The organism is Streptomyces sp. NPDC012474 (assembly GCF_042955185.1).
In the GTDB taxonomy this organism is placed as follows: domain Bacteria; phylum Actinomycetota; class Actinomycetes; order Streptomycetales; family Streptomycetaceae; genus Streptomyces; species Streptomyces cahuitamycinicus.
Genome location: NZ_JBIBEP010000002.1, coordinates 154,598 through 174,663 on the forward strand (window position 1 = coordinate 154,598; position 20,066 = coordinate 174,663).

Here is a 20,066-nt window from a genome sequence, read left to right on the forward strand (position 1 = left end):
CCAGCTTAGAGGCGGCGCCAGCTCCAGGTGGTGGTGGCCTCCAGCGGCTCCAGGGGCGTGACCAGGCGCGGCAGGGTGTTGAGGCCGTTGGGCGGCCCGGTCTGCGGCTCCACGCACACGGCCGCCTCCTGCTCGTCGTAGACGACGACCCACTCCTCGCGGCTGCTCACCTTCAGCTCCAGCTGACCGGGCCAGGTGAGCGTGGCCTCGACGCCGCCGGGCATGCCGAAGCAGTCGTCCCAGGGGCCCGGCTCCAGGTCGTGGCGGTTGCCGGTGGGCAGGTGGTCCTCGCCGCGCTCCTCCTGCCAGGCGGGGTCGAAGTCGAGGCGTACGTCCTCGCCGCCGAGGTTCCGGTTGAACCAGGGGTGCCAGCCGATCTGCGCCGGGAAGGACGACTCGTACGTCTCGACGGACATGCTCAGCGTCAGCGCGTCCTCGGTGAGCGCGACGATCTGGGTGACGCGGCCCGGGTGGGGCCAGGGGTCGACGAGCTCGTATGTGAGGACCGCCTCGTCCGTACTCGTGCGGGCGACGCGCCAGGCGCTGTCACGGACGGTGCCGTGGATGGCGTGCGGCGGGGCGTTGAGGGGCATCTGCCGCACCTCGGCGCCGTCCAGGAACCGTCCGTCGCGGATCCGGCCGCACCACGGCACCATCGGGAAGCAGCCGAAGCGCTCGCCCTGGCGCAGCAGTTCGACGCCGCCGATCCGCAGCCCTCCGACCCGGCCGCCGTTGCCCGGCTGCACGGTCACCTCCGCGTCACCCGCGGTCAGCGTGATGTCTTCGTCACTCACGGGACGACCCTACTGGGGTGATCAAGAGGGCCCGACCGGTCCCGGGCCCGGGCGTGCGGCGGACGAGTGGTTCAGCGGCGTCTGCGCAGGGCCCGTACCGCCACGATGGCGGACGCCAGTGCCAGTGCCGCCGCGGGGGCCGCCCAGCGCAGGGGGGCCGGGGACGTCACGGTCTGCGGCGCGGGGACCGGGGCGTAGCGGCCGCGCGGAGGGGCGTGGTCGACCTCCTCGGCGCTGCGTCCGATCATGGTCCGCCGTGCGTGCGCCGCCTCGGCGATGCCCTCCTCGTCCTCGTCCTCATCGGCCTCATCGTCCGCGCGTCCGTAGGAGGAGGGCGGGCGGCCGGAGCCGAAGACGGAGGGGCGTTCGGGGGCCGGGGCTTCCTCGGTGAGCCCGGGGTCGGCAGGGGTCTGCTCCTCGCCCTTGGCCCTCGCACCCTCGTGGTCCGCGTCATCGGTGGCCGCCGTGTCATCGGTGGCGGTCGTGTCATCGGTGTCATCCGTGGCCGCAGTGCCATCCGTGGCCGCCGGGTCAACCGTGGCCGCGGTGGCCGTGGCCGCCGTGGCCAGGTGTTCCGCGAAACGGTTCAGCAGCCGGGTGACGGCACCTTCCACCGCCTCTGCGGGGAGATCCTTGATCCGTCCGTCGGCGGACGCCGTGCCGTCGTACGAGACGGTGCAGCCGTCCTCCGCCTCGCGCAGGGCGATCCGCAGGGTGAGCTCGACCGAGCCGCTGCCGCGCGACTCCTCCGCGTCGCCCTCGACGGCGTAGGTGCCGTCGTCCCGCCGTGAGACCCGTACGGCACCCCGGTAGGTGACGGAGTGGCTGCCGACCCGGATCTTCAGCCGCCCGGCGACGGGCTCGGCGCCGGCGTCCTGCTGGAGCCCGGGAACAGCCCGGGCGACCCGCGCGGGGTCGTCCAGCACCTCCCTGAGACGCTCCGCCGGAACCGGAACGAACACCTCGTGCTCCATGTCGACGGACTCTACCCAGCACAGCCCGAAACGCACCCCCGCCTGAGGGATTCAGCCCCGATCCCACCCCCGCCAGGCGTATCCTCCCGGCCCGCCCGGTGGTCCCGGCCCCTCAGTACCGCGGATGCACCGGTCGGTACCGCGGATGCACCGGTCAGTACCGCGGATGCACCAGCGTCGACGCCGGGAGTCCCGCGATCCGCGTCCCGCGCGCCGCCCGCTCCCCCGCGGCGAGGGACGCCTCCGTCAGGACACTCGGCCGCGGCCCGGCCGGGTCGAGCCGCAGCCGTGGGTCCATGCGGGCGGCCAGGACGAAACCCCAGTCCCGGGGCGCCCGGGAGCGCCCGACGGGGGTGCGGTCGGGACCGGCGGCGGAGGCGGTGTCGCGGCCGCCCGTGCCGTACGGGGCGGTGCGGAGACCGGCCGCGCGCAGGGTCGCCTCGACGGTCCAGTAGGCGCGCGGGCCGGCCGCGACCGGGCCGGCGTGCACGACGAGCCGGCCGCCGGGGGCGAGCACGCGCCGGGCCAGGCCGTAGAACTCCTGCGAGTACAGCTTCGTACTGGCCGTGATGCGCGGATCCGGCAGGTCCGAGACGACCACGTCGTAGGCCGCCGGGGTCGCGCCGCGCAGCCGGCCGAAGGCGTCCTCGGTCGTCACGTGTACGCGCGGGTCGCCGAACACGTGCTGGTTGAGCGCGGACAGGGCCGGGTCGGTGCGGGCCAGCCGGACCACCTCGGCGTCGAGTTCGACGACGTCGACCCGGTCGACTCCCGGGTGGCGCAGCACCTCGCGTGCGGCGAGGCCGTCCCCGCCGCCGAGGATCAGCACGCGTGCGTGCGGTCCGCTCATCGCGGGGTGGACGAGGGCCTCGTGGTAGCGCAGTTCGTCACGTTCGCTGACCCGCAGCCGGCCGTCGAGGAACAGGGCGAGGGGCCGCCCGTGCGTGCCGCCGGTGAGGACGACCTCCTGGACTCCGGTCCGGAGCGCCACGCGGACGTCCCCGCCGTACACCGCCTGGCGCGCGGCCCGTTCGAAGTCGTCGACGAGGACGGCGGCCGTGGCGAGGATCGTGAGGACGAGGACGTTGCCGAGCAGCAGCAGCCACCTGGCGCGCCGGGTCAGGTCCCGGCGGAACAGGCCGAGCACCAGCGCGCCGCCGACGACCGCGTTGACCGCGCCGGTGAGCAGGGCCCCGGTCAACTGCCCGAGGAACGGCAGCAGGAGGAAGGGGAAGGCGAGGCCGCCGACGAGAGCACCCACGTAGTCGGCGGCGGACAGGTCGGCCACCGCGCCGCCCGCGTCCTGGCGGCGGATGCGCTGGATCAGCTCCATCAGCAGCGGGACTTCGGCGCCGATGAGCAGCCCGGTGGCGAGGGAGAAGGCGACCAGCAGGCAGCGCGGCCCGTTGGCCCACATCCCGCCCCAGTCGCCGGTCCAGGCGAACACCGCGTACAGGGCCATCGCGCTGCACCCGCCGACGAGCGCGAGGGTGGCCTCGACGGCGCCGAAGCCGGCCGCGGCGAGCGGGCGCAGCCGCTTCGCGGCGAGGGAGCCGATGCCCATCGCGAAGACCATCACGGACAGCACGACGGACGCCTGGGTGACGGAGTCGCCCATCAAGTACGAGGCGAGCGCGACGAGTTCGAGCTCGTACACCAGTCCGCAGGCCGCGCAGACGAACACGCCCGCGAGAACCAGGAACCGTCCGGTGCCGGGCCGGACGGGCAGAAGCGCCGGGTCGGCGGGGCCGTCCGGGCCGCTCCAGGGTGGCGGGCAACCGGGCGGGGCGGGCGCTTGCGGCTCGATCACGCTGCGACGTTACGTCACGCCTCGACTGTGGATTGTCACCCACACGTGTGGTGCTGGTTTACAGAGGCCGGATCCCGGTATGCGATCCGGTTCGGCGGGTGCGGTTCGCGGCGTGCGGTTCGGCGCGGTGCGGTTCGGCGGGCCGGGCAACGGTCGGCTGGGCAACGGTCGACCGCGCAACGGTCGGCCGGGTCATGTGGCGAAAACCGCGGCCGGAACGCGGACTCCCACCTTCGTGCGGGTCGCCACCAACTGCCCGTCCTGTGGGTAGGCGTGCCAGGTACGCCACTGCACCTGCCCTTCGTGGTGCTGGGCGAGCAGGGCCGTGAAGGCGTACGGGCTGCCGGGGAAGACGCCGGCGAGGCCGTGCGGATGGTCGGAGACGAGGGCCAGCAACTCCTGTGCACGGCCCGCGAAGGAGCCGGGCGAGAGGACCTCGACCCGGGCCGCGAACTCGTACTCCCAGTCGTCCACGCGCTTGGCGACGCCGAGCGGAAGCGGAGTGCTGCTGCCCGCGATGCACGCCACCGTCTCCGAGCAGACGCCGCGCTCCTCCTCCAGCAGGACCTGGTGGGACGCGCCGAGGAGCCGCAACTGCACTTTGGTGTCCGCCAGTTCGAGATCGAGCGCGGCCAGTGCGGGAAGCGGCTCGCGCCCCAGGGCCCACGCGAGATCGGCCGCGCGCGTGTCGGTGTAGGAGGTGGTCAGGGTCGTGAGCATGGATCGGCTCCGCAAGCACACAAGGAGAGGGAGAGGGGTCCGCTGAGCCCCGGTCGCGCCGGGGCATGTCGGCCCGGTCAGCCCGGTCGGCCGGTTTCAGGAAGGTGTCCCCAGGACGTCCGAGGGGCTGCGTCGGTGACTTAGAGGGAATCATGAACAGCGGCGTCGCCACAGTGTTTTTACCCAAGTTCGTAGGGTTTCCATCCCTCAGAGGGCTCCCCAGCTCAACTGTTCAACTACGGCGTGCGCCGGTACCGGGGAGGCGTGCGCCGGTGCGCCCTGCCTCACGCCTCGGAGCCGGGGCGGACGGGAGCCCGGGATTTCGGCGACCGCCCGAAATCGCCCTCCGTCCCGCGCCGTTGCGGAGGCTGCGCCCGAACCCCAGTCGGACGGCGCAGGTTGTCCTACAGGCATGGAATGGCGCCCGGAGGCACCCGAAGCCGACCGACAGCCGTTCGAGCGATCGCCCGTCCGAGCACTCCGGGCACTCCGGGCATTCCGGCTACGACGGACAGGACGACGCGGGGCCCGCCCAGGTGCGGACCCCGCGTTCGGTGGATGCGGCCCCCCGTCGTGAGGACGGCCGACGTCAGTCAGCTGCCTCCGCCGCCGCAGCCACCGCCACCGCCACCGCCACCGCCACCCCCGCAGGACGACCCGCCTCCGCAGGAGTGCCCGGAGGAACCGGAGTCTCCCCCGCCGACCCACCAGCTGCTGCCGCTGTCGCTGCCGCTGCTGCCACTGTTGCTCGAACCGGTGGACGCCCACTCCCCGCGACGCGTCGTCCGCCGGGTACCTCCCCTGCGTGCCTGCGAGAACAGCGCCCCGATCAGGACGACTCCGACCACCGCCAGGATGATGCCGACGATCATGACGTCACCCTCCTTTCATTCCCCCGAAGCGGCCCCCCGTGGGCGCCTCGCTCTTGCGTGAAGCGGTGATGCCCGGGCCCGGAACAGCCCAACACAAAGTTGAGGAACTCCAGAGCTTCGGCGCAGGATGACCGGCATGACCTCCAGCGCGCGCCCCCTCCTGAACCGCCGGCTCGCCGAGTTCGGGACGACGATCTTCGCCGAGATGTCCGCCCTGGCCCTGAGCACCGGCGCCATCAACCTCGGGCAGGGCTTCCCCGACACCGACGGCCCCGAGGAGATCAGGGAGGCCGCCGTACGGGCCCTGCGGGACGGCCGCGGCAACCAGTATCCGCCGGGCCCCGGCGTCCCCGAGCTGCGCACCGCGATCACCGCCCACCAGCAGCGTTGCTACGGGCTGTCCTACGACCCCGACACGGAGGTCCTGGTGACCGCCGGCGCCACGGAGGCCATCGCCGCGGCCCTGCTGGCCCTGCTGGAACCGGGGGACGAGGTGATCGCCTTCGAGCCCTACTACGACTCCTACGCGGCGTGCATCGCGATGGCAGGCGGGCGCCGGGTGCCGGTCACCCTGCGGGCGCACGAGGACGAGGGCCGGTTCCGGCTCGACCTCGACGAGCTGCGCGACGCCGTCACGGACCGCACCCGGCTGCTGCTGATCAACACCCCGCACAACCCGACCGGGACGGTCCTCGCCCGTGAGGAGCTGGCCGCGATCGCCGAGCTGGCCGTGGAGCGCGACCTGCTGGTGGTGACGGACGAGGTGTACGAGCACCTGGTCTTCGACGACGCCGAGCACGTGCCGCTGGCGACGTTCCCGGGGATGCGCGAGCGCACGGTCACCATCTCAAGCAGCGGAAAGACATTTTCGTTCACGGGTTGGAAGGTCGGCTGGCTGACGGGTACCCCGGAGCTGGTCACGGCGGTGCGCTCGGCGAAGCAGTACCTGACGTACGTCTCGGCGGGCCCGTTCCAGTACGCCGTCGCCGAGGCGCTCTCGCTCCCCGAGTCGTACTTCATCGACTTCCGAGCCGACATGCTGGCCAAGCGGGACCTGCTGGCGGCGGGCCTGGCGGAGGCGGGCTTCCGCGTCTTCCGCCCCTCGGGCACGTACTTCATCACCACCGACATCCGCCCCCTCGGCGAAACGGACGGCTTCGCCTTCTGCCGCGGCCTGCCGGAACGCACCGGGGTCGTCGCCATCCCCAACGCGGTCTTCTACGACCACCGCGAACAGGGCGCGCCCTTCGTACGGTTCGCCTTCTGCAAGCGGACGGGGGTGCTGGAGGAGGCGGCGAAGCGGCTTGCCCGGCTCCGCTGACGTCAGCGTTTCCGTGATCTCGTTGAGGCGGTGAAGCGGCTCGGGGAGGCTTTCTGACCATCTCCGGGCGGTGCACCGGGGTTCTCCCGTGAGCTCGTCCCCGTCCGTCAGCGGGCGTCCGCCTCGGGGTCCGGGCGCGGAAGCTCGTCGAGGTCGAGAGTGAAGGTGCGGCCGTCGGCCAGGGGGATGGGGAGCTTGCCCGTGCCGTACATGTGGGTGTGTGCCGCGATGTAGCCGGTGCCGGTCGGCTGGGTGTGAAGGACGACTTCCTGGGCGTAGGGGTCCACGACCAGGTAGATCGGGATGCCGTAGCGGCCGTACTTCGCCGTGCAGTCGTCGTAGTCCTTGCGTGCGGAAGAGGTCGAGACGACCTCGGAGATCAGCAGGACGTCCTCGAAGCTGTAGCGCTTGCCCTCGCGGCGGGCGTCCTCGCGGAGGATCGCCAGATCGGGGGCGGAATTCTCGTCGGCGGGGAAGTCGATGTAGACGTCGGAGGTGACCTTCGCGTGGCGTCCCAGGGCGAGAGCGGAGTCGATCTGCATCGACCTGATGGTGCTGGAGTGCTCTTCGCTCTGCGGGGTCATGATCACCTTTCCGTCGGCCCCGAACAGGACCGTGTACCCCTCGGGGAACTCGGTGTGCACGATGGCGTCGACGCTCATGAACGGCTCCTTCCCGTGTGCGGTCAGGATACGACGGACGGTGCCGCGTCACCGGGGCGTTCTGGTCACACCGAGCGACCTTGTCCCCGTTATGTTTTCCGCGGTCCTGCAAGAGGGCCGCTGGCCTCCGGGCCCGGCATGACTGGGTCCCCCTGTCGATCGGATGACCTGGGGGGTGGTGTCACCGGGTCCGGGGGTGTTCGTCGGAGACGCTGATCAGAGGTCCGGCCACCGTCCGGTCCGGCGCAATGCCGGACAGTTCGCGGACGGCAGGTCTGCATAACGTGGATGCGCGAGCACGACACCCGAGCCGAGGCCGGCACCGTCAACACCTTTGAAGGGGAGCGATGTTCGAGATCGAAGACGTGGGCGTGTTCCTCGGCCTGGACGTCGGCAAGTCCGCTCACCACGGCCACGGGCTCACCCCGGCCGGGAAGAGGGTCTTCGACAAGCAGCTGCCCAACAGCGAGCCGAAGCTGCGGGCCGTCTTCGACAAACTTACGGCCAAGTTCGGCACCGTCCTGGTGATCGTGGACCAGCCCGCCTCGATTGGCGCCCTGCCGCTGACTGTCGCCCGCGATGCGGGCTGCCGTGTCGCCTACCTGCCCGGCCTGGCCATGCGCCGGATCGCCGACCTCTACCCCGGCGAGGCCAAGACCGACGCGAAGGACGCCGCGGTGATCGCGGACGCGGCCCGGACCATGCCGCACACTCTGCGCTCCCTGGAGCTCACCGACGAGATCACCGCCGAACTCACGGTGCTGGTGGGCTTCGACCAGGACCTCGCGGCCGAGGCCACCCGCACCTCCGACCGGATACGCGGCCTGCTCACACAGTTCCACCCCTCGCTGGAGCGCGTCCTGGGCCCGCGCCTCGACCACCAGGCCGTCACCTGGCTGCTGGAGCGCTACGGCTCCCCGGCCGCCCTGCGCAAAGCCGGCCGCCGCAGGCTCGTCGAACTCATCCGGCCCAAGGCCCCGCGCATGGCCCAGCGGCTGATCGACGATGTCTTCGAGGCGTTGGACGAGCAGACCGTCGTGGTCCCGGGGACCGGCACCCTCGACATCGTCGTGCCCTCCCTGGCCCGCTCGCTCGCCGCTGTCCACGAACAACGCCGGGCGATGGAAACCCAGATCAACGCCCTGCTGGAGGCCCACCCTCTTTCCCCGGTCCTGACGTCGATGCCCGGCGTCGGCGTCAGGACCGCCGCCGTCCTGCTGGTCACCGTCGGCGACGGCACCAGCTTCCCCAGCGCCGCCCACCTGGCCTCCTACGCCGGCCTCGCCCCCACCACCAGGTCGTCGGGGACCTCGATCCACGGCGAACACGCACCCCGAGGCGGCAACCGCCAGCTCAAACGCGCCATGTTCCTCTCCGCCTTCGCCTGCATGAACGCCGATCCCGCCTCCCGCACCTACTACGACAAGCAACGCGCCCGCGGCAAAACCCACACCCAGGCCCTCCTCCGCCTCGCCCGCCAACGCATCAGCGTCCTGTTCGCCATGCTCCGAGACGGCACCTTCTACGAACCCCGCGTCCCCAAGGACGTCGAACTCGCCGCATGACCCAGCAAGTCAAACCACCCCAAACCGAACCTGGGCGCCTTGACGAAAGACATAGAGGCACCCCCCTGCAGACCAGCTCAGCCCGCCGCACGCAGGCCTTCCCCGGCGCGTCGGCCCCGGCAGCTCCGGCAGTGTCCGGGCTCCTCGGCGCGGAAGGCACGCTCGCAGCCGTCGCAGGTCTGGAAGGGCAGCACGACCGGGCGCGCGACGTCGGGCGGGAGCGGCGCCGGGGGTGGCAACGGCAGCGGGGTTTCCCGGAGGCGGAAGGCCAGGACGCTTGCCGGGCGGGCCCGGAAGCGGTCGGGGAGCCGTACGGTCAGCAGCTCGGTGATCTCCCGCGGCCCGACACCGGCCGCCAGCCACTCGGTGACGGCCGGTGCCAGGCGGGCGGCCTCCTGCACTGAGAGGACGAGGCGGGGGTCGACCCGGCGCAGGGCGGTCAGTACGGCGATCGCCTCGGGGTCGGCGTCGGCGAGGACGAGTACAGGGCTGCCGGGCTTCTCAGGAGCGGGAGCGGGCGCCGGGCTGCCGGGCTCCTCAAGATCGGGAGCGGGCGCCGTCTCCCGTCGGGTTTCCGGGACGGTGGGCCGCTTCCGCGACCGGGGCTTCGGCGGCTCGGGCGGGTCCTCAGGGCCTTCGCCGCGCGGTGCGTCGTAGAAGTACGTCCGGGTGCGCACCTGCCCGGTGGGCGTCCGTTCGCGGCGGCGTTCCAGGTATCCGGCCGATTCGAGTTCCCTGAGCGCTCGCGAGATGAGGATCTCGCCCTCGCTGAAGTGATCGCACAGGGCGGTGATGGTCACGGGGGAGCCGTCGGGCAGGGAGGCGATGTACGCCGCGACGCCGATCGTGACCGCGCTGCCGCGCCGCTGGGCGAGGGCGTTGGAGATCACCGTGAAGTCGGCCGTCAGCCGGGTGCGTACGTGGATCACGCCGGAGGTCGGAACTCCGGCGTCGGCGCGCAGGCGCGCGTTAGACTGCGAGTCATCCATCGGGAAGCGGGTTCTTCCTGATCGGTCAGGCCCTCGATCGGGATTGCCGTCCCGGCCGGGGGCCGTATCTGTTTGCGGTTGTCGCGGCGAACGTAACGGTCCGTTACCCGCCCCTGCAAGCCGGTCACCCGGACGGGTGACGCCCGCCTCCCGGCGGCGGGAGGGCGGGTGGGCGGGTAGTTCTTTCCCCCGGTTCTTTCAGGAGGTCAGTGGCCTACCGGACCCTCGCGGACAAGGGCTCGGTCGGCCCGCCCCACAAAGCTCGGGCGCCCGGTCCGGGGTCACTCGCACCCGGGCTGCTCGGCCAGCCACTCTTTCGCCGCCTCCAGGACCCGGTCCCGGCTGGTTCCCACGGTGCGTAGTTCGGTGAAGACGTCCACGTCCGGAGGAATGGGCGCGTCGTACGCGCGGCCGGTGCGGTCCACGAACCTGGCCTCGGTGAGAAGCAGCATCGCTCCGTCGGAGAGTCGGTAGGACGTGTTCGAGGTGGGGACGCCATAGGTGCTCTCGCCGAAGGACCGGGTGTGCGGCCGACCGCGGAAGGCCACCGCCACCGCTTCCCCGGAACTGGCGGTCGCCCTGTCCGTCAGCACGGCCACGGGTGCGTCGCCGTTGCTCACCGGCTCGCCGCCCCGCCAGCCTGCGGGCCTTCCGTCGATGCGAGGGCTGCCGTCCTCGATCGTCCACACCGAAGTCCTGCCCTCGGCGTCCACGAACCCGCCGACCTTGCCGTCGCCCAGGATCCGGGCGACGACGGCGAGCATGGGCCACATGTTCCCGCCCTGGTTGCGGCGCAGATCCACCACCCAGCCGCACGCCCGCGATCGGTCCGCCTCCGCGACCGCCTTTCGGCCTCGCTGCACGTACCGGTCGTACGACTGCTTCGATGCCTGGGCGCGCGGCAGGGACACATACCCGAAGCGCCCTTCCAACGAGCGGCCCCTCAGACCGTCAAAGGTCTTCACCGGAGCCTCGAGCTCCGCGACCTGCTCCGGCTCGAAGAAGCGACTGTGCCCGTCGTGCAGCGCGCTCACCGCCGACTGGAGCGCCCCGTACGTGTCCGCCGGCTTCCGCGCACCGTCCGCGTGCGAGAACACCTCACCGCGCACCTGCGTCCAGTCGACCTCGGCACGCATGAGTGAGCGCTTCTCCATGAGGTCCAGTGCCGTGGACAAATAGGCCCGGGCTTCGGCAGACATGGTCGGGCCGGGATTCCGCCCTTCACGCTCCGTGCACCCCGCTGCCGCGACGAGGACAGCTACCACCCCTGCGCAGGCCGCACGCAGGGGGATTCGTCCTGCGCGCCAGGGGCGACAGCTCACCGGTTCACCGGCCCGGCCTTCAGCTCGCCTATGAAGGCGGCCCAGGCAGCGGCTTCGAAGCACAGCATCGGACCGGCCGGGGCCTTGCTGTCACGGACCGGGACGACGGCCCGGAACCCGTCGGCCACCTCCACGCAGTCGCCGCCCGCCTGATTGCTGTAACTGCTCTTGCGCCAGGCGGCGTCGTTCAGATCGGGACGGGACATTCGAGCCACGGTAGTTGCCCTCCATCGCGGACCGGACCATGTCGAGCGACATGACCGGGGGCAGGGCTGCCGCCCGCAGCCGATCGTAAATCACCTTGTAGCGACTGACGTTGACCGGTTCCTCAATGAGTTGACCATAGTCCGCGCCCTCGGTGTAGGCCATCTCTGAGCCGTCCGGCAGGGTCAGGATCGTCAGCGAACCGCCCATTGCCTCGTGTCCGCCCTGGTCGAACGGCAGTACCTGCACGGTGATATGCCGCTCCACCGAAGCCTCGAGCAGACGCGCCAACTGCTTCCGCATCACGGCCTGGCCACCGATCGGACGCCTCAGTACTGCCTCATCCAGAACCACCCACAGCTCTGGCCGTTCGGGCGAACTCAGCCGATCCTGCCGTCCCATACGGGCTGCGACGCGCTCCTCCAGCTGCTCTTCACTGTCCAGCAGGGCGTCCAGGCTGAGTACCGCCCGGGCGTAGTCCTCGGTCTGCAGCAGCCCCGGCACCACATGAGCCGCATACTGCCGGACGACCACCGCCCGCTCCGCGTACTCCATGAACTTCCGCGACCAGTCCGGAAACGCCTCCCGGTACACGTACGGCCACAGCTCGACCAGGATGTCGTCCGCCCCGAGCACCACATCCAGCGCACGCGCCAGCTCCAGCGTCGGTTTCGCTCCGGACGCCCGCTCGATCTGCGTGATCCGCGTGCTCACCACATGCGTCCGGTCGCCCAGCTCGGCCTGGGTCAGTCCCGCCGCCGTCCGGAGCCTGCGCACCCGCGCGCCGAACAGCGCGGCCATCGACGTACTGGGGTCAATTCCGTTGGCCAAGGCATCACTTCCGTTCCTTACGGCCTCACAAATAAGGCTGCGCCCCCTGTCGAGCGTAGGGCGATCGGCCGACTCTTGAGCACGGAACGTGATGACTCGTGTGCGCAACGGAGCGCCTCGAGCCGACGGAAAGGGACGGACAGCCGTGCTGACAGAAACCGCCACCCCGGGAGACCTGCCGCAGCGTGAACTGCGGTCGCTCACGGTGCAGTGCCCCTCCACCCCGCGCGGTGCGCAGCTCGCCCGGCGGCACGCCGTCCGGTGGATGGAGGAACGGGGCCACCCGCCGGCGTCGGACGTCTCGTGCGCGGTCGCCCTCGTCGTCGGGGAGCTCGCGGCGAACGCCGTACAGCACGGTCGGGTTCCCGGCCGGGAGTTCGGTCTGCGGCTCGCCCTGGACCGGGCCGCGGGCGTACTGCGTGTGGAGGTCGCGGACGCCGCCTCCGCGAAGCGGCTGCCCACGGCCGCGCCCTCTTCCTGCCCCGACGACGAGTCGGGCCGAGGGCTGCTCCTGGTGGACGTCCTGGCCGTGCGCTGGGGGTCGGCGCCCCGCAGCCCGGTGGGCAAGACGGTATGGGCCGAGCTGCGTCTCGAGGTCTGATCCGCCCCGGGGAGGAAGGCAGCGGTGCCCGAAAAGGCAAACGGCGCGTACAGCACGTACCTACTCGTACGCGCCGACGCGCCGTGAGGGTCCCGCGCGGGGGACTACTCCTCGTCGTCCCCGGGCTTCTCCGCCTCGTTGATCTCCTCTTCGATACCCAGCTGCTCGATGAGCCACTTGTCGAACTCGATCGCGGCGCGCACCCAGCTGACCGTCGAGGAGACGAAGTGCTCCAGGCTGACACCCATGCCGATCAGCATCTGGGCCTCGCCGATCAGGCGGACCGTGCCGTCGTCGTGGGTGTGGCTGTAGACCTTGGGCCACAGAGTGCGGCGGTTCCAGTCGTCGATCGACTCGAGGATCTGCGGCTTGGCCTCGATCTCGTGGGGCCGGTCGTAGAACGTCCGCACGGAGAAGACCTGCTGGTCTCCCTCACCCCGGAACATGAAGTAGGTGCGGAACTGCTCCCACGGCGCCGCGAGGTCTCCCTCGTCGTCGACGACGTACTTGAGCTCCATCTGGTCGAGGAGCTGCTTAACGAGGTCCTGATCCGGGACGACGGGGCCGGCCGGGCCGCCGCCGGGCTGCGGCTCGGGCTGGCCCCCGAAGTTCGGAATCGAGGACGGGTCGATGGTCACCGTGAATTTCCCTTCGTACGGATTCCGCCATCCTCCCCCATGCGGGGAGGGGGGTGGCAAGCCCCGACTACCCCGCTAAGCCCATGGCTGACACGATCCGGTCAACCGCAACCCGCAGGGTTCTCCCACCCGGGCCCGACCGCCGAAGACGACCCGGGTTGCCGGCCTCGGCATCCCCGCACCGCAGCGGATCCTCGCGCGCGGCGCGGAGAAGGGCCGGCCGGCTTGCCCGCTGCCGAGCGAGCCGAGCGGGTGAACCCGGGGCGGTCGAGCGCGGGTGATCAGTCGCGGCGGATCAGTTCCGGGTCGATACGCCGCCCTACGAGCGGGAGGGCGGCGAGGGCGGACACGGCCGCCACGCCCACCGCCGCGAGCGCGAGCACCGGGACGCCGGCGGAGTCCCAGTAGATCTCGCTGCCCCCGGTGATCAGATAGCAGGACTCGGCGAGCTTGCCCGCGAGGAGCGCCAGTGTCAGCCCGACACTCAGAGGGAGCACGACCTGTAGGCACTGCACGGCTCGCATCGTCCGCGCCCGCGCTCCGACCAGCGTGATGGCGGTGACCTGCGGGCGCCGCTCCACCGCCCGGTCGGTCGCCGAGACGACGAACGCCGCGGTCCCGATCACCAGACCCATGATCATGCCGACGGCGAGCAGGGTCTCGAGGACGGCGATCTGCTGGAGGCCCTCGACGTTCACACCGACGGGTTCGACGGCGGTGGTCGGGGTGACGGCGGCGATACCGTCAAGGACCCTGCGGACCTCGTCGTGGTCGGAGCTGCTGGTGAGGACGTACCGCGCCCCCTCCGGCCGAGCCGTGGCGGGCAGTGCCGACGGCGGGATGAGCACATCCACTCCGTGGACCGCCGACGGGTCGTACGCACGGTAGGCGATCTGGTCACGCGGGAGTGTGATCTCCAGGGTCTTGCCACGACCGCCTTCCGGCATGCGGAAAGGGAGGGTGTCGCCAGGGCGCGCGCCCTGACCCGTGCCCGCGTTCGGGTCGCTGAGGCGCATGACCTTGCCGTCCACGCAGCCCTCGACCTGCCGTACCAGCCTGGTCAGCTGGTCGCAGGTGGCGACGACGGCGCTGGCCCAGGGCTGGTCAGCGGAACCATCGGGGTCGGTCCAGGACTCCATCGTCACGGCGTGCGCCCGTACCCCCGGTACATCGGCGACTTCCTGCTGCTGTCGCAGGGTGAGCGAGGACAAGGGGATCGAGTAGTCCTGCACGGGAGCGGACGGCCGGGTGACCTGCTCCAGCTGAATGAGGACGCCCTGGGCGAGGGAGGCGGAGAAGACGAGCAGCACGAGGCCGGTGACGACCCGCATGGTGCTGCCCGGCTCGACCTCGTTGCGGCGCATCGCCAGGTTGAGGGTGAGGGACTGAGTGGTTCGCGCGAGTCGGCGGGCGAGGACGTAGGAGATCAGGGGCAGCGTCAGCACCAGCCCCAGGCCCGTCAGGAGAATGCCTGCCGGCATCAGCAACGCGTTGAGGCCGAGGCTGTCGGCGGGGTGGTCGGTGAAGCCGGTGGCGCAGTAGCCGGCCACGATGCCGAGGCCGGTCACCAGGAGCAGGCCGCCCCACTTGGGGGGGTGCTTGGGGGCGGCGGTGCGGCGTACCGCCAGTGGATTGGCGGCGGCATCGCGTGCGCTGGCCCGGCCGACGAACCAGGCGAGGAGCGGGCAGCCGATCAGGCAGACGGCGATGGTCGTCGCGGACAGCGCGCCATCGGCCGGGTACCACCTCAGGCTGGGCAGTCCGGTCCGGGTCATCACCTGATTGAGGACCCAGTATTCGCCGAGACCGAGAATCGCGCCGAACAGGGCCGCCACCACGGTTTCGGCGGCGTTGACCCGCTGCGTGCCCTTGGTGCTCAGGCCCAGCAGACGCAGGGAGGCGAGGCGGCGGTTCCGGCTGGCGGCGGAGAGCCGGGCGCAGACGGAGAGGAAGATGCCGAGGGGGAGCAGGACCAGAGATCCCAGGGCGAAGCGGATGTAGGTCAGAGTCGAGGGTTCGACGGCGGGAAAGGGTGCGTAGCTGTACCCCCAGCCCTTCAGGACGCGTCCCTCATCGGCGATCTTGTCGCCTGTCGTGCCGATGTAGGCGAGCAACTCGTCGGGGTGGGCGAGCCCCGTCGCGCCGATCAGACCCCTCTCGTGACCTGGCAGGAGCCCCTTGACCGCGGGCTGGTCACGCAGCAGGTCCCGGACGCGGGGGGAGACGAACACCTCACCAGGGCCCGGGAGTTCCCTCAGCCCAGGCGGGGCTTCGTCGGCGCCCCCGGTCCCCTTGGCGATGAACACCCGGGTGAAGGCCTTGGAGCCGTACGGGTCGGTGCGCTGGAGGAGGAGTGTGGAATCCGCGGGCCGGGCTGAAGTGGTCTGCGGCTGTCGTGCGGCGGCCCGGCCGTCGTGAGCATCGAGAATCTGCGGGATGGTGAGGACGAGGGCGAGGCAGCACACCCCGAGGGAACCGCCGGCCGCCATGAGGAAGAAGCGGACGCGGTTGCCGCGGCCGGCACCGAGGAGCAGGCGCAGACCGAGCAGGAACTCCCTCACACCGCCTCCCGGGGCGTGAGGACTCCGTCGGACATCGTGTAGAGGCTGTCGGCCTGCGCGGCGACGGCGGGGTCATGGGTGACCAGGAGGACGGCGGTGCCCTGTGAGCGCGCCAGGCCGAGGAACTCCTTCAGTACGGCGGATGCGTTGGCACTGTCCAGGGACCCGGTCGGCTCGTCTGCGAACACGACGGCCGGGCTGTGGACCAGGGCCCGTGCGACGGCGACGCGCTGGCTCTGACCGCCCGACACCTGCGACGGGCGGCGCTCCCGCAGTTCGCCGAGTCCCAGTCGGGCGAGAACCTCGCCGGCGGCCGCGAGCGCGGGCCGCTTGCGTTGCCCGGCCAGGCGCAGTGGCAGGGCGGTGTTCTCCTCGATGGTCAACTCGGGGAGCAGTTCGCCGTACTGGAAGACGAAACCGAAGCGTTCACGGCGCAGCGTACTGATCTCGTCGTCGCTGAGATCGCCGAGGGCCGTCCCTTCGAACCGCACCTGCCCGCGCGCAGGAGGCAGCACTCCCGCAAGGCAGTACAGCAGCGAGGACTTCCCCGAACCGCTCTGTCCGGTGATGGCCGCGACCTCCCCTCGGGAGATCGAGAGGTGGGCGTCACTGACAGCCAGTTGCTTGCCGTAACGAAGGTCGACACCCTGGGCCGAGAGGACTTCTGACGTACTGATGGCTTCCCCCAAAGAAGCGACCGGGCCCAGGGGGTCGACCTGGGCCCGGTGTGTGGCGGTGTGCTTTCGCTTACCGCTGGTAGTGCTTGGTGGCCGAGCAGTTGTCGGGGTTGAACGAACCCTTGTCACGGCAGACGCGGATGTACGCGTCGTCGGTGTAGCGCTGCGAGCCCGCCCAGTTGGAGGCCCCCACCGGGACGGTCTTCTTCTGCTTGCCGTTGTAGCGGCTCCAGTCGTAGCCCTCGACCTTCACCTGCATGTACACGTTGTGGCCGTCACCGTGGTCGGTGTCCTGAAGCTTGCCCTTCCACTCGAAGGCGCCGTGATTCTGGCCCGCGGGGTGCCACTTGTACTGGCCGTGGTGGAACTTCGCACCGCCGGTCGAGAGCGTCGGAATGTCGTGCCACGAAGCGGCGAATGCCGTGCCCGCCCCCATGGCGAAGAGGCCGGCCGCGAGGGCGCCTACTGCCAACTTACGCATGTCTTCTCCCGTTTGTGTTCTGTTGTGTGGCTCTGCTGGTCAGGACAGAGCAGCGGTGAAAGTTACCACCGAGTAAAGGAGAAGAAGCGACAGAGTGTTCGATCTAGCCCCATCTGTCCGACCCTTCGAAGAGCACCCTTTACGGAAGCTTTACTTCTTCGCCGTGGTCATGACCATGAGTCGGGTCGGCAGTGACGAGAGATTCCGTGACGGAGCCGCCGACATCGAGGGCGTGGAGTCAGAGGGTCGAGTACGAGAACGCCGAGACCGCGCTGGTGCGCTTCTCGGCGTTCACGATGTGACCGGGGACGGTCCTACAGGCATCTGGCCCCGGGGCCGGGCGCGCTGCGCCCAGGGACGGCTCTACAGGCGTCTTGCCCGGGGCCGGGCGCGATGTGACCGGGGAGGCTCTACAGCGTCTTGCCCGGGGCCGGGCCCACCAGGAGGCCGTCCTCGGCGCGGTCCACCCTGACGGTGTCCCCGTCCTTGATCTCGCCGGACAGGATCTCCTTGGCGAGCCGGTCGCCGATCGCGGACTGGACGAGCCGCCGCAGCGGCCGGGCACCGTACGCCGGGTCCATGCCCTCCTCCGCGAGCCAGGCCAGGGCCTCGGGCGTGATGTCCAGGGTGAGGCGCCGCTCGGCGAGCCGCTTGGCCAGGCGCTCCAGCTGGAGCTTCGCGATGCGCTCCAGCTCGGGCTTGGTCAGCGCGGCGAAGACGACCAGGTCGTCCAGGCGGTTGAGGAACTCCGGCTTGAAGGAGCTCCGCACCACCTCCAGGACCTGCTCCTTCTTCTCCTGCTCGCTGGTCACCGGGTCGACCAGGTACTGGCTGCCCAGGTTCGACGTCAGGACGAGGATCGTGTTGCGGAAGTCGACCGTACGGCCCTGGCCGTCCGTCAGACGGCCGTCGTCCAGCACCTGGAGCAGGATGTCGAAGACCTCGGGGTGGGCCTTCTCCACCTCGTCCAGCAGGACGACGGAGTAGGGGCGGCGGCGGACGGCTTCCGTGAGCTGGCCGCCCTCCTCGTAGCCGACGTATCCGGGCGGGGCGCCGACCAGCCGGGCCACGCTGTGCTTCTCGCTGTACTCCGACATGTCGATGCGGACCATCGCCCGCTCGTCGTCGAAGAGGAAGTCGGCGAGGGCCTTGGCCAGTTCGGTCTTGCCGACGCCGGTCGGGCCGAGGAAGAGGAACGACCCGGTGGGCCGGTCGGGGTCGGCGATCCCGGCACGGCTGCGGCGCACGGCGTCCGACACCGCGCGCACGGCCTCGGTCTGGCCGATGAGCCGCCTGCCGATCTCGTCCTCCATGCGCAGCAGCTTCTGGGTCTCACCCTCCAGCAGCCGCCCGGCGGGGATGCCGGTCCAGGCGGCGACGACGTCGGCGATGTCGTCGGCGCCGACCTCCTCCTTGACCATGGTGTCCTTGGTGACCGCCTCCTCGGCCTCGGAGGCGGCCTCCAGCTCCTTCTCCAGGGCGGGGATCTCGCCGTAGAGCAGCTTGGAGGCGGTGGCGAAGTCGCCGTCGCGCTGGGCGCGTTCGGCCTGGCCGCGGATCTCGTCGAGGCGTTCCTTCAGCTCGCCGACGCGGTTGAGGGACTGCTTCTCCTTCTCCCAGCGGGCGGTCAGGCCCCGCAGCTCCTCCTCCTTGTCGGCAAGGTCGCGGCGCAGCTTCTCCAGGCGCTCGCGGGAGGCCGCGTCGGTCTCCTTGCCGATCGCCAGCTCCTCCATCTTCAGCCGGTCGACGGCGCGCTGGAGTTCGTCGATCTCGACGGGCGAGGAGTCGATCTCCATGCGAAGGCGGGAGGCCGCCTCGTCGACGAGGTCGATGGCCTTGTCGGGCAGGAAGCGGGAGGTGATGTACCGGTCGGAGAGCGACGCGGCGGCGACCAGCGCGCTGTCGGCGATCTGCACCTTGTGGTGAGCCTCGTAACGGCCCTTGAGCCCGCGCAGGATCGCGATGGAGTCCTCGACGGTCGGCTCGGCGACCAGCACCTGCTGGAAGCGCCGTTCCAGCGCCGGGTCCTTCTCGATGCGCTCCCGGTACTCGTCGAGGGTCGTGGCACCGACCATGCGCAGCTCACCGCGGGCGAGCATCGGCTTCAGCATGTTCCCGGCGTCCATGGCGGAGTCACCGCCGGCGCCGGCCCCGACGACGGTGTGCAGCTCGTCGATGAAGGTGATGATCTGCCCGTCGGAGTCCTTGATCTCGGCGAGGACGGTCTTCAGCCGCTCCTCGAACTCGCCCCGGTACTTGGCGCCGGCGACCATGGCGCCGAGGTCGAGCGCGACGAGCCGCTTGTCCTTCAGCGACTCGGGCACGTCTCCCTTGACGATCCGCTGGGCGAGCCCCTCGACGACGGCGGTCTTGCCGACGCCCGGCTCGCCGATCAGCACGGGGTTGTTCTTGGTGCGGCGCGACAGCACCTGCACCACGCGCCGGATCTCCTGGTCCCGCCCGATGACGGGGTCGAGCTTGCCCTCCCGCGCGGCGGCGGTGAAGTCGGTCCCGAACTTCTCCAGGGCCTTGTACTGGCCCTCGGGGTCGGCGGTGGTCACGCGGCGCTGTCCTCGCGTCCTCTGGAAGGCGGCCTGGAGCTTCTTGGCGTCGGCCCCCTGCTGGGACAGCACCTCGCCGGCCGCGCCGCCCTTCGCGGCGAGGGCGATCAGGAGGTGCTCGGTGGAGAGGTACTCGTCCCCCAGGTCCTTGGCGCGGGACTGCGCGTCGGCGACGACGGCCAGCATCTCTCGGTTGGGCTGGGGCGGTGCGACGGTCGACCCGGTGACGCTCGGCAGCCCGGCGAGCACGCGCTCGGCTCCGGCGCGTACTGCGGCCTGGTCGGCGTCGACCGCGGCGAGCAGGTCGGTGATGTTCTCGTTGTCCTGTCCCTGGAGCAGCGCGAGCAGCAGATGGGCCGGGGTGAGGTCGGGGTGCCCCTCGGTCACGGCCCGGTTGCTGGCAGCGTTGATCGCATCCCGGCTCCGGTTGGTCAGCTCGGCGTCCACGTTCGCGTTCTCCTCCTTGCACTGACCCGAACGGCT

Annotated in this window: 18 protein-coding genes; 3 read left to right on the forward strand and 15 right to left on the reverse strand. The window is 70.9% G+C overall.

Translation table 11 applies throughout. The features are described 5' to 3' along the window. Window positions 1–5 precede the first annotated feature (5 nt). The 5 genes from ACFY9S_RS05485 to ACFY9S_RS05505 form a co-directional block, all read right to left on the reverse strand. Entirely contained in the window at window positions 6–794 is a 789-nt protein-coding gene (locus ACFY9S_RS05485; protein ID WP_391123311.1) for an aldose 1-epimerase, read from the reverse strand. A 71-nt stretch (window positions 795–865) separates the two neighbouring features. Further along, window positions 866–1,768, reverse strand: a complete 903-nt coding sequence (locus ACFY9S_RS05490) for an SRPBCC domain-containing protein (RefSeq protein WP_391123314.1) — start codon at window positions 1,766–1,768, stop codon at window positions 866–868. A gap of 154 nt (window positions 1,769–1,922) precedes the next feature. Beyond that, a complete protein-coding gene (locus tag ACFY9S_RS05495; RefSeq protein WP_391123317.1) occupies window positions 1,923–3,578 on the reverse strand; it encodes a polyamine aminopropyltransferase in 1,656 nt (551 codons plus the stop codon). A gap of 192 nt (window positions 3,579–3,770) precedes the next feature. Then, window positions 3,771–4,298, reverse strand: a complete 528-nt coding sequence (locus tag ACFY9S_RS05500) for a DUF2617 family protein (protein ID WP_391123320.1) — start codon at window positions 4,296–4,298, stop codon at window positions 3,771–3,773. A gap of 593 nt (window positions 4,299–4,891) precedes the next feature. Then, window positions 4,892–5,170, reverse strand: coding sequence for a hypothetical protein (locus tag ACFY9S_RS05505; protein ID WP_391123323.1), 279 nt, complete (start codon window positions 5,168–5,170; stop codon window positions 4,892–4,894). A gap of 127 nt (window positions 5,171–5,297) precedes the next feature. On the opposite strand from ACFY9S_RS05505, the gene ACFY9S_RS05510 reads away from it, so the two are divergent. Beyond that, on the forward strand, window positions 5,298–6,491 hold the full coding sequence (locus ACFY9S_RS05510; RefSeq protein ID WP_391123326.1) for a pyridoxal phosphate-dependent aminotransferase: 1,194 nt from the start codon (window positions 5,298–5,300) through the stop codon (window positions 6,489–6,491). 107 nt (window positions 6,492–6,598) lie between these two features. On the opposite strand, the gene ACFY9S_RS05515 is transcribed toward ACFY9S_RS05510, so the two are convergent. Continuing rightward, window positions 6,599–7,153: a Uma2 family endonuclease gene (locus ACFY9S_RS05515; RefSeq protein ID WP_391123329.1), complete on the reverse strand. Its 555-nt coding sequence runs from the start codon at window positions 7,151–7,153 to the stop codon at window positions 6,599–6,601. 347 nt (window positions 7,154–7,500) lie between these two features. On the opposite strand from ACFY9S_RS05515, the gene ACFY9S_RS05520 reads away from it, so the two are divergent. After that, window positions 7,501–8,718 carry an IS110 family transposase gene (locus ACFY9S_RS05520; protein WP_391123332.1) on the forward strand — a complete coding sequence of 406 codons (1,218 nt, stop codon included), beginning with the start codon at window positions 7,501–7,503 and terminating at the stop codon, window positions 8,716–8,718. 77 nt (window positions 8,719–8,795) lie between these two features. Here ACFY9S_RS05520 and ACFY9S_RS05525 read toward each other — a convergent pair whose 3' ends face one another. The 4 genes from ACFY9S_RS05525 to ACFY9S_RS05540 form a co-directional block, all read right to left on the reverse strand. Then, window positions 8,796–9,707 (reverse strand): hypothetical protein, encoded by a 912-nt coding sequence (locus ACFY9S_RS05525; RefSeq protein WP_391123335.1) that lies wholly within the window; start codon window positions 9,705–9,707, stop codon window positions 8,796–8,798. A gap of 281 nt (window positions 9,708–9,988) precedes the next feature. Then, window positions 9,989–10,906: a S41 family peptidase gene (locus ACFY9S_RS05530; protein WP_391123338.1), complete on the reverse strand. Its 918-nt coding sequence runs from the start codon at window positions 10,904–10,906 to the stop codon at window positions 9,989–9,991. A gap of 119 nt (window positions 10,907–11,025) precedes the next feature. Further along, a complete protein-coding gene (locus ACFY9S_RS05535; RefSeq protein ID WP_391123341.1) occupies window positions 11,026–11,163 on the reverse strand; it encodes a DUF397 domain-containing protein in 138 nt (45 codons plus the stop codon). Beyond that, window positions 11,120–12,034 carry a Scr1 family TA system antitoxin-like transcriptional regulator gene (locus tag ACFY9S_RS05540; RefSeq protein WP_391123344.1) on the reverse strand — a complete coding sequence of 305 codons (915 nt, stop codon included), beginning with the start codon at window positions 12,032–12,034 and terminating at the stop codon, window positions 11,120–11,122. The genes ACFY9S_RS05535 and ACFY9S_RS05540 overlap by 44 nt, the downstream gene beginning before the upstream one ends. 175 nt (window positions 12,035–12,209) lie before the next feature. Between ACFY9S_RS05540 and ACFY9S_RS05545 the strand changes: the two genes are divergently transcribed. Next, entirely contained in the window at window positions 12,210–12,665 is a 456-nt protein-coding gene (locus tag ACFY9S_RS05545) for an ATP-binding protein (RefSeq protein WP_391123347.1), read from the forward strand. Between the two features lie 104 nt (window positions 12,666–12,769). On the opposite strand, the gene ACFY9S_RS05550 is transcribed toward ACFY9S_RS05545, so the two are convergent. The 5 genes from ACFY9S_RS05550 to clpB all read right to left on the reverse strand — a co-directional run bounded on the left by ACFY9S_RS05550 (window position 12,770) and on the right by clpB (window position 20,030). Continuing rightward, window positions 12,770–13,303: a YbjN domain-containing protein gene (locus tag ACFY9S_RS05550; RefSeq protein ID WP_102910996.1), complete on the reverse strand. Its 534-nt coding sequence runs from the start codon at window positions 13,301–13,303 to the stop codon at window positions 12,770–12,772. A 281-nt stretch (window positions 13,304–13,584) separates the two neighbouring features. Continuing rightward, window positions 13,585–15,864 carry an ABC transporter permease gene (locus tag ACFY9S_RS05555; RefSeq protein WP_391123351.1) on the reverse strand — a complete coding sequence of 760 codons (2,280 nt, stop codon included), beginning with the start codon at window positions 15,862–15,864 and terminating at the stop codon, window positions 13,585–13,587. Further along, complete coding sequence (locus ACFY9S_RS05560; protein WP_391123354.1) at window positions 15,861–16,553, reverse strand: ATP-binding cassette domain-containing protein; 693 nt, start codon at window positions 16,551–16,553, stop codon at window positions 15,861–15,863. Before ACFY9S_RS05560 ends, ACFY9S_RS05555 begins: the two co-directional genes overlap by 4 nt. Window positions 16,554–16,611: 58 nt before the next feature. Further along, the gene (locus tag ACFY9S_RS05565) at window positions 16,612–17,022 is read right to left on the reverse strand and encodes a hypothetical protein (protein ID WP_391123357.1); all 411 of its coding nucleotides are present in this window, start codon (window positions 17,020–17,022) and stop codon (window positions 16,612–16,614) included. A gap of 410 nt (window positions 17,023–17,432) precedes the next feature. Then, entirely contained in the window at window positions 17,433–20,030 is a 2,598-nt protein-coding gene (clpB, locus tag ACFY9S_RS05570) for an ATP-dependent chaperone ClpB (RefSeq protein WP_391123360.1), read from the reverse strand. Window positions 20,031–20,066: the final 36 nt, after the last annotated feature.

Excerpts from the sequence above, each read along its gene's own strand:
- ACFY9S_RS05520 (WP_391123332.1), top strand. The coding sequence starts at position 7,501 with ATGTTCGAGATCGAAGACGTGGGCGTGTTCCTCGGCCTGGACGTCGGC.
- ACFY9S_RS05565 (WP_391123357.1), bottom strand. The coding sequence starts at position 17,022 with ATGCGTAAGTTGGCAGTAGGCGCCCTCGCGGCCGGCCTCTTCGCCATG.
- ACFY9S_RS05505 (WP_391123323.1), bottom strand. The coding sequence starts at position 5,170 with ATGATCGTCGGCATCATCCTGGCGGTGGTCGGAGTCGTCCTGATCGGG.
- ACFY9S_RS05530 (WP_391123338.1), bottom strand. The coding sequence starts at position 10,906 with ATGTCTGCCGAAGCCCGGGCCTATTTGTCCACGGCACTGGACCTCATG.
- ACFY9S_RS05490 (WP_391123314.1), bottom strand. The coding sequence starts at position 1,768 with ATGGAGCACGAGGTGTTCGTTCCGGTTCCGGCGGAGCGTCTCAGGGAG.
- ACFY9S_RS05525 (WP_391123335.1), bottom strand. The coding sequence starts at position 9,707 with ATGGATGACTCGCAGTCTAACGCGCGCCTGCGCGCCGACGCCGGAGTT.
- ACFY9S_RS05510 (WP_391123326.1), top strand. The coding sequence starts at position 5,298 with ATGACCGGCATGACCTCCAGCGCGCGCCCCCTCCTGAACCGCCGGCTC.
- ACFY9S_RS05540 (WP_391123344.1), bottom strand. The coding sequence starts at position 12,034 with ATGGCCGCGCTGTTCGGCGCGCGGGTGCGCAGGCTCCGGACGGCGGCG.
- ACFY9S_RS05515 (WP_391123329.1), bottom strand. The coding sequence starts at position 7,153 with ATGAGCGTCGACGCCATCGTGCACACCGAGTTCCCCGAGGGGTACACG.
- ACFY9S_RS05500 (WP_391123320.1), bottom strand. The coding sequence starts at position 4,298 with ATGCTCACGACCCTGACCACCTCCTACACCGACACGCGCGCGGCCGAT.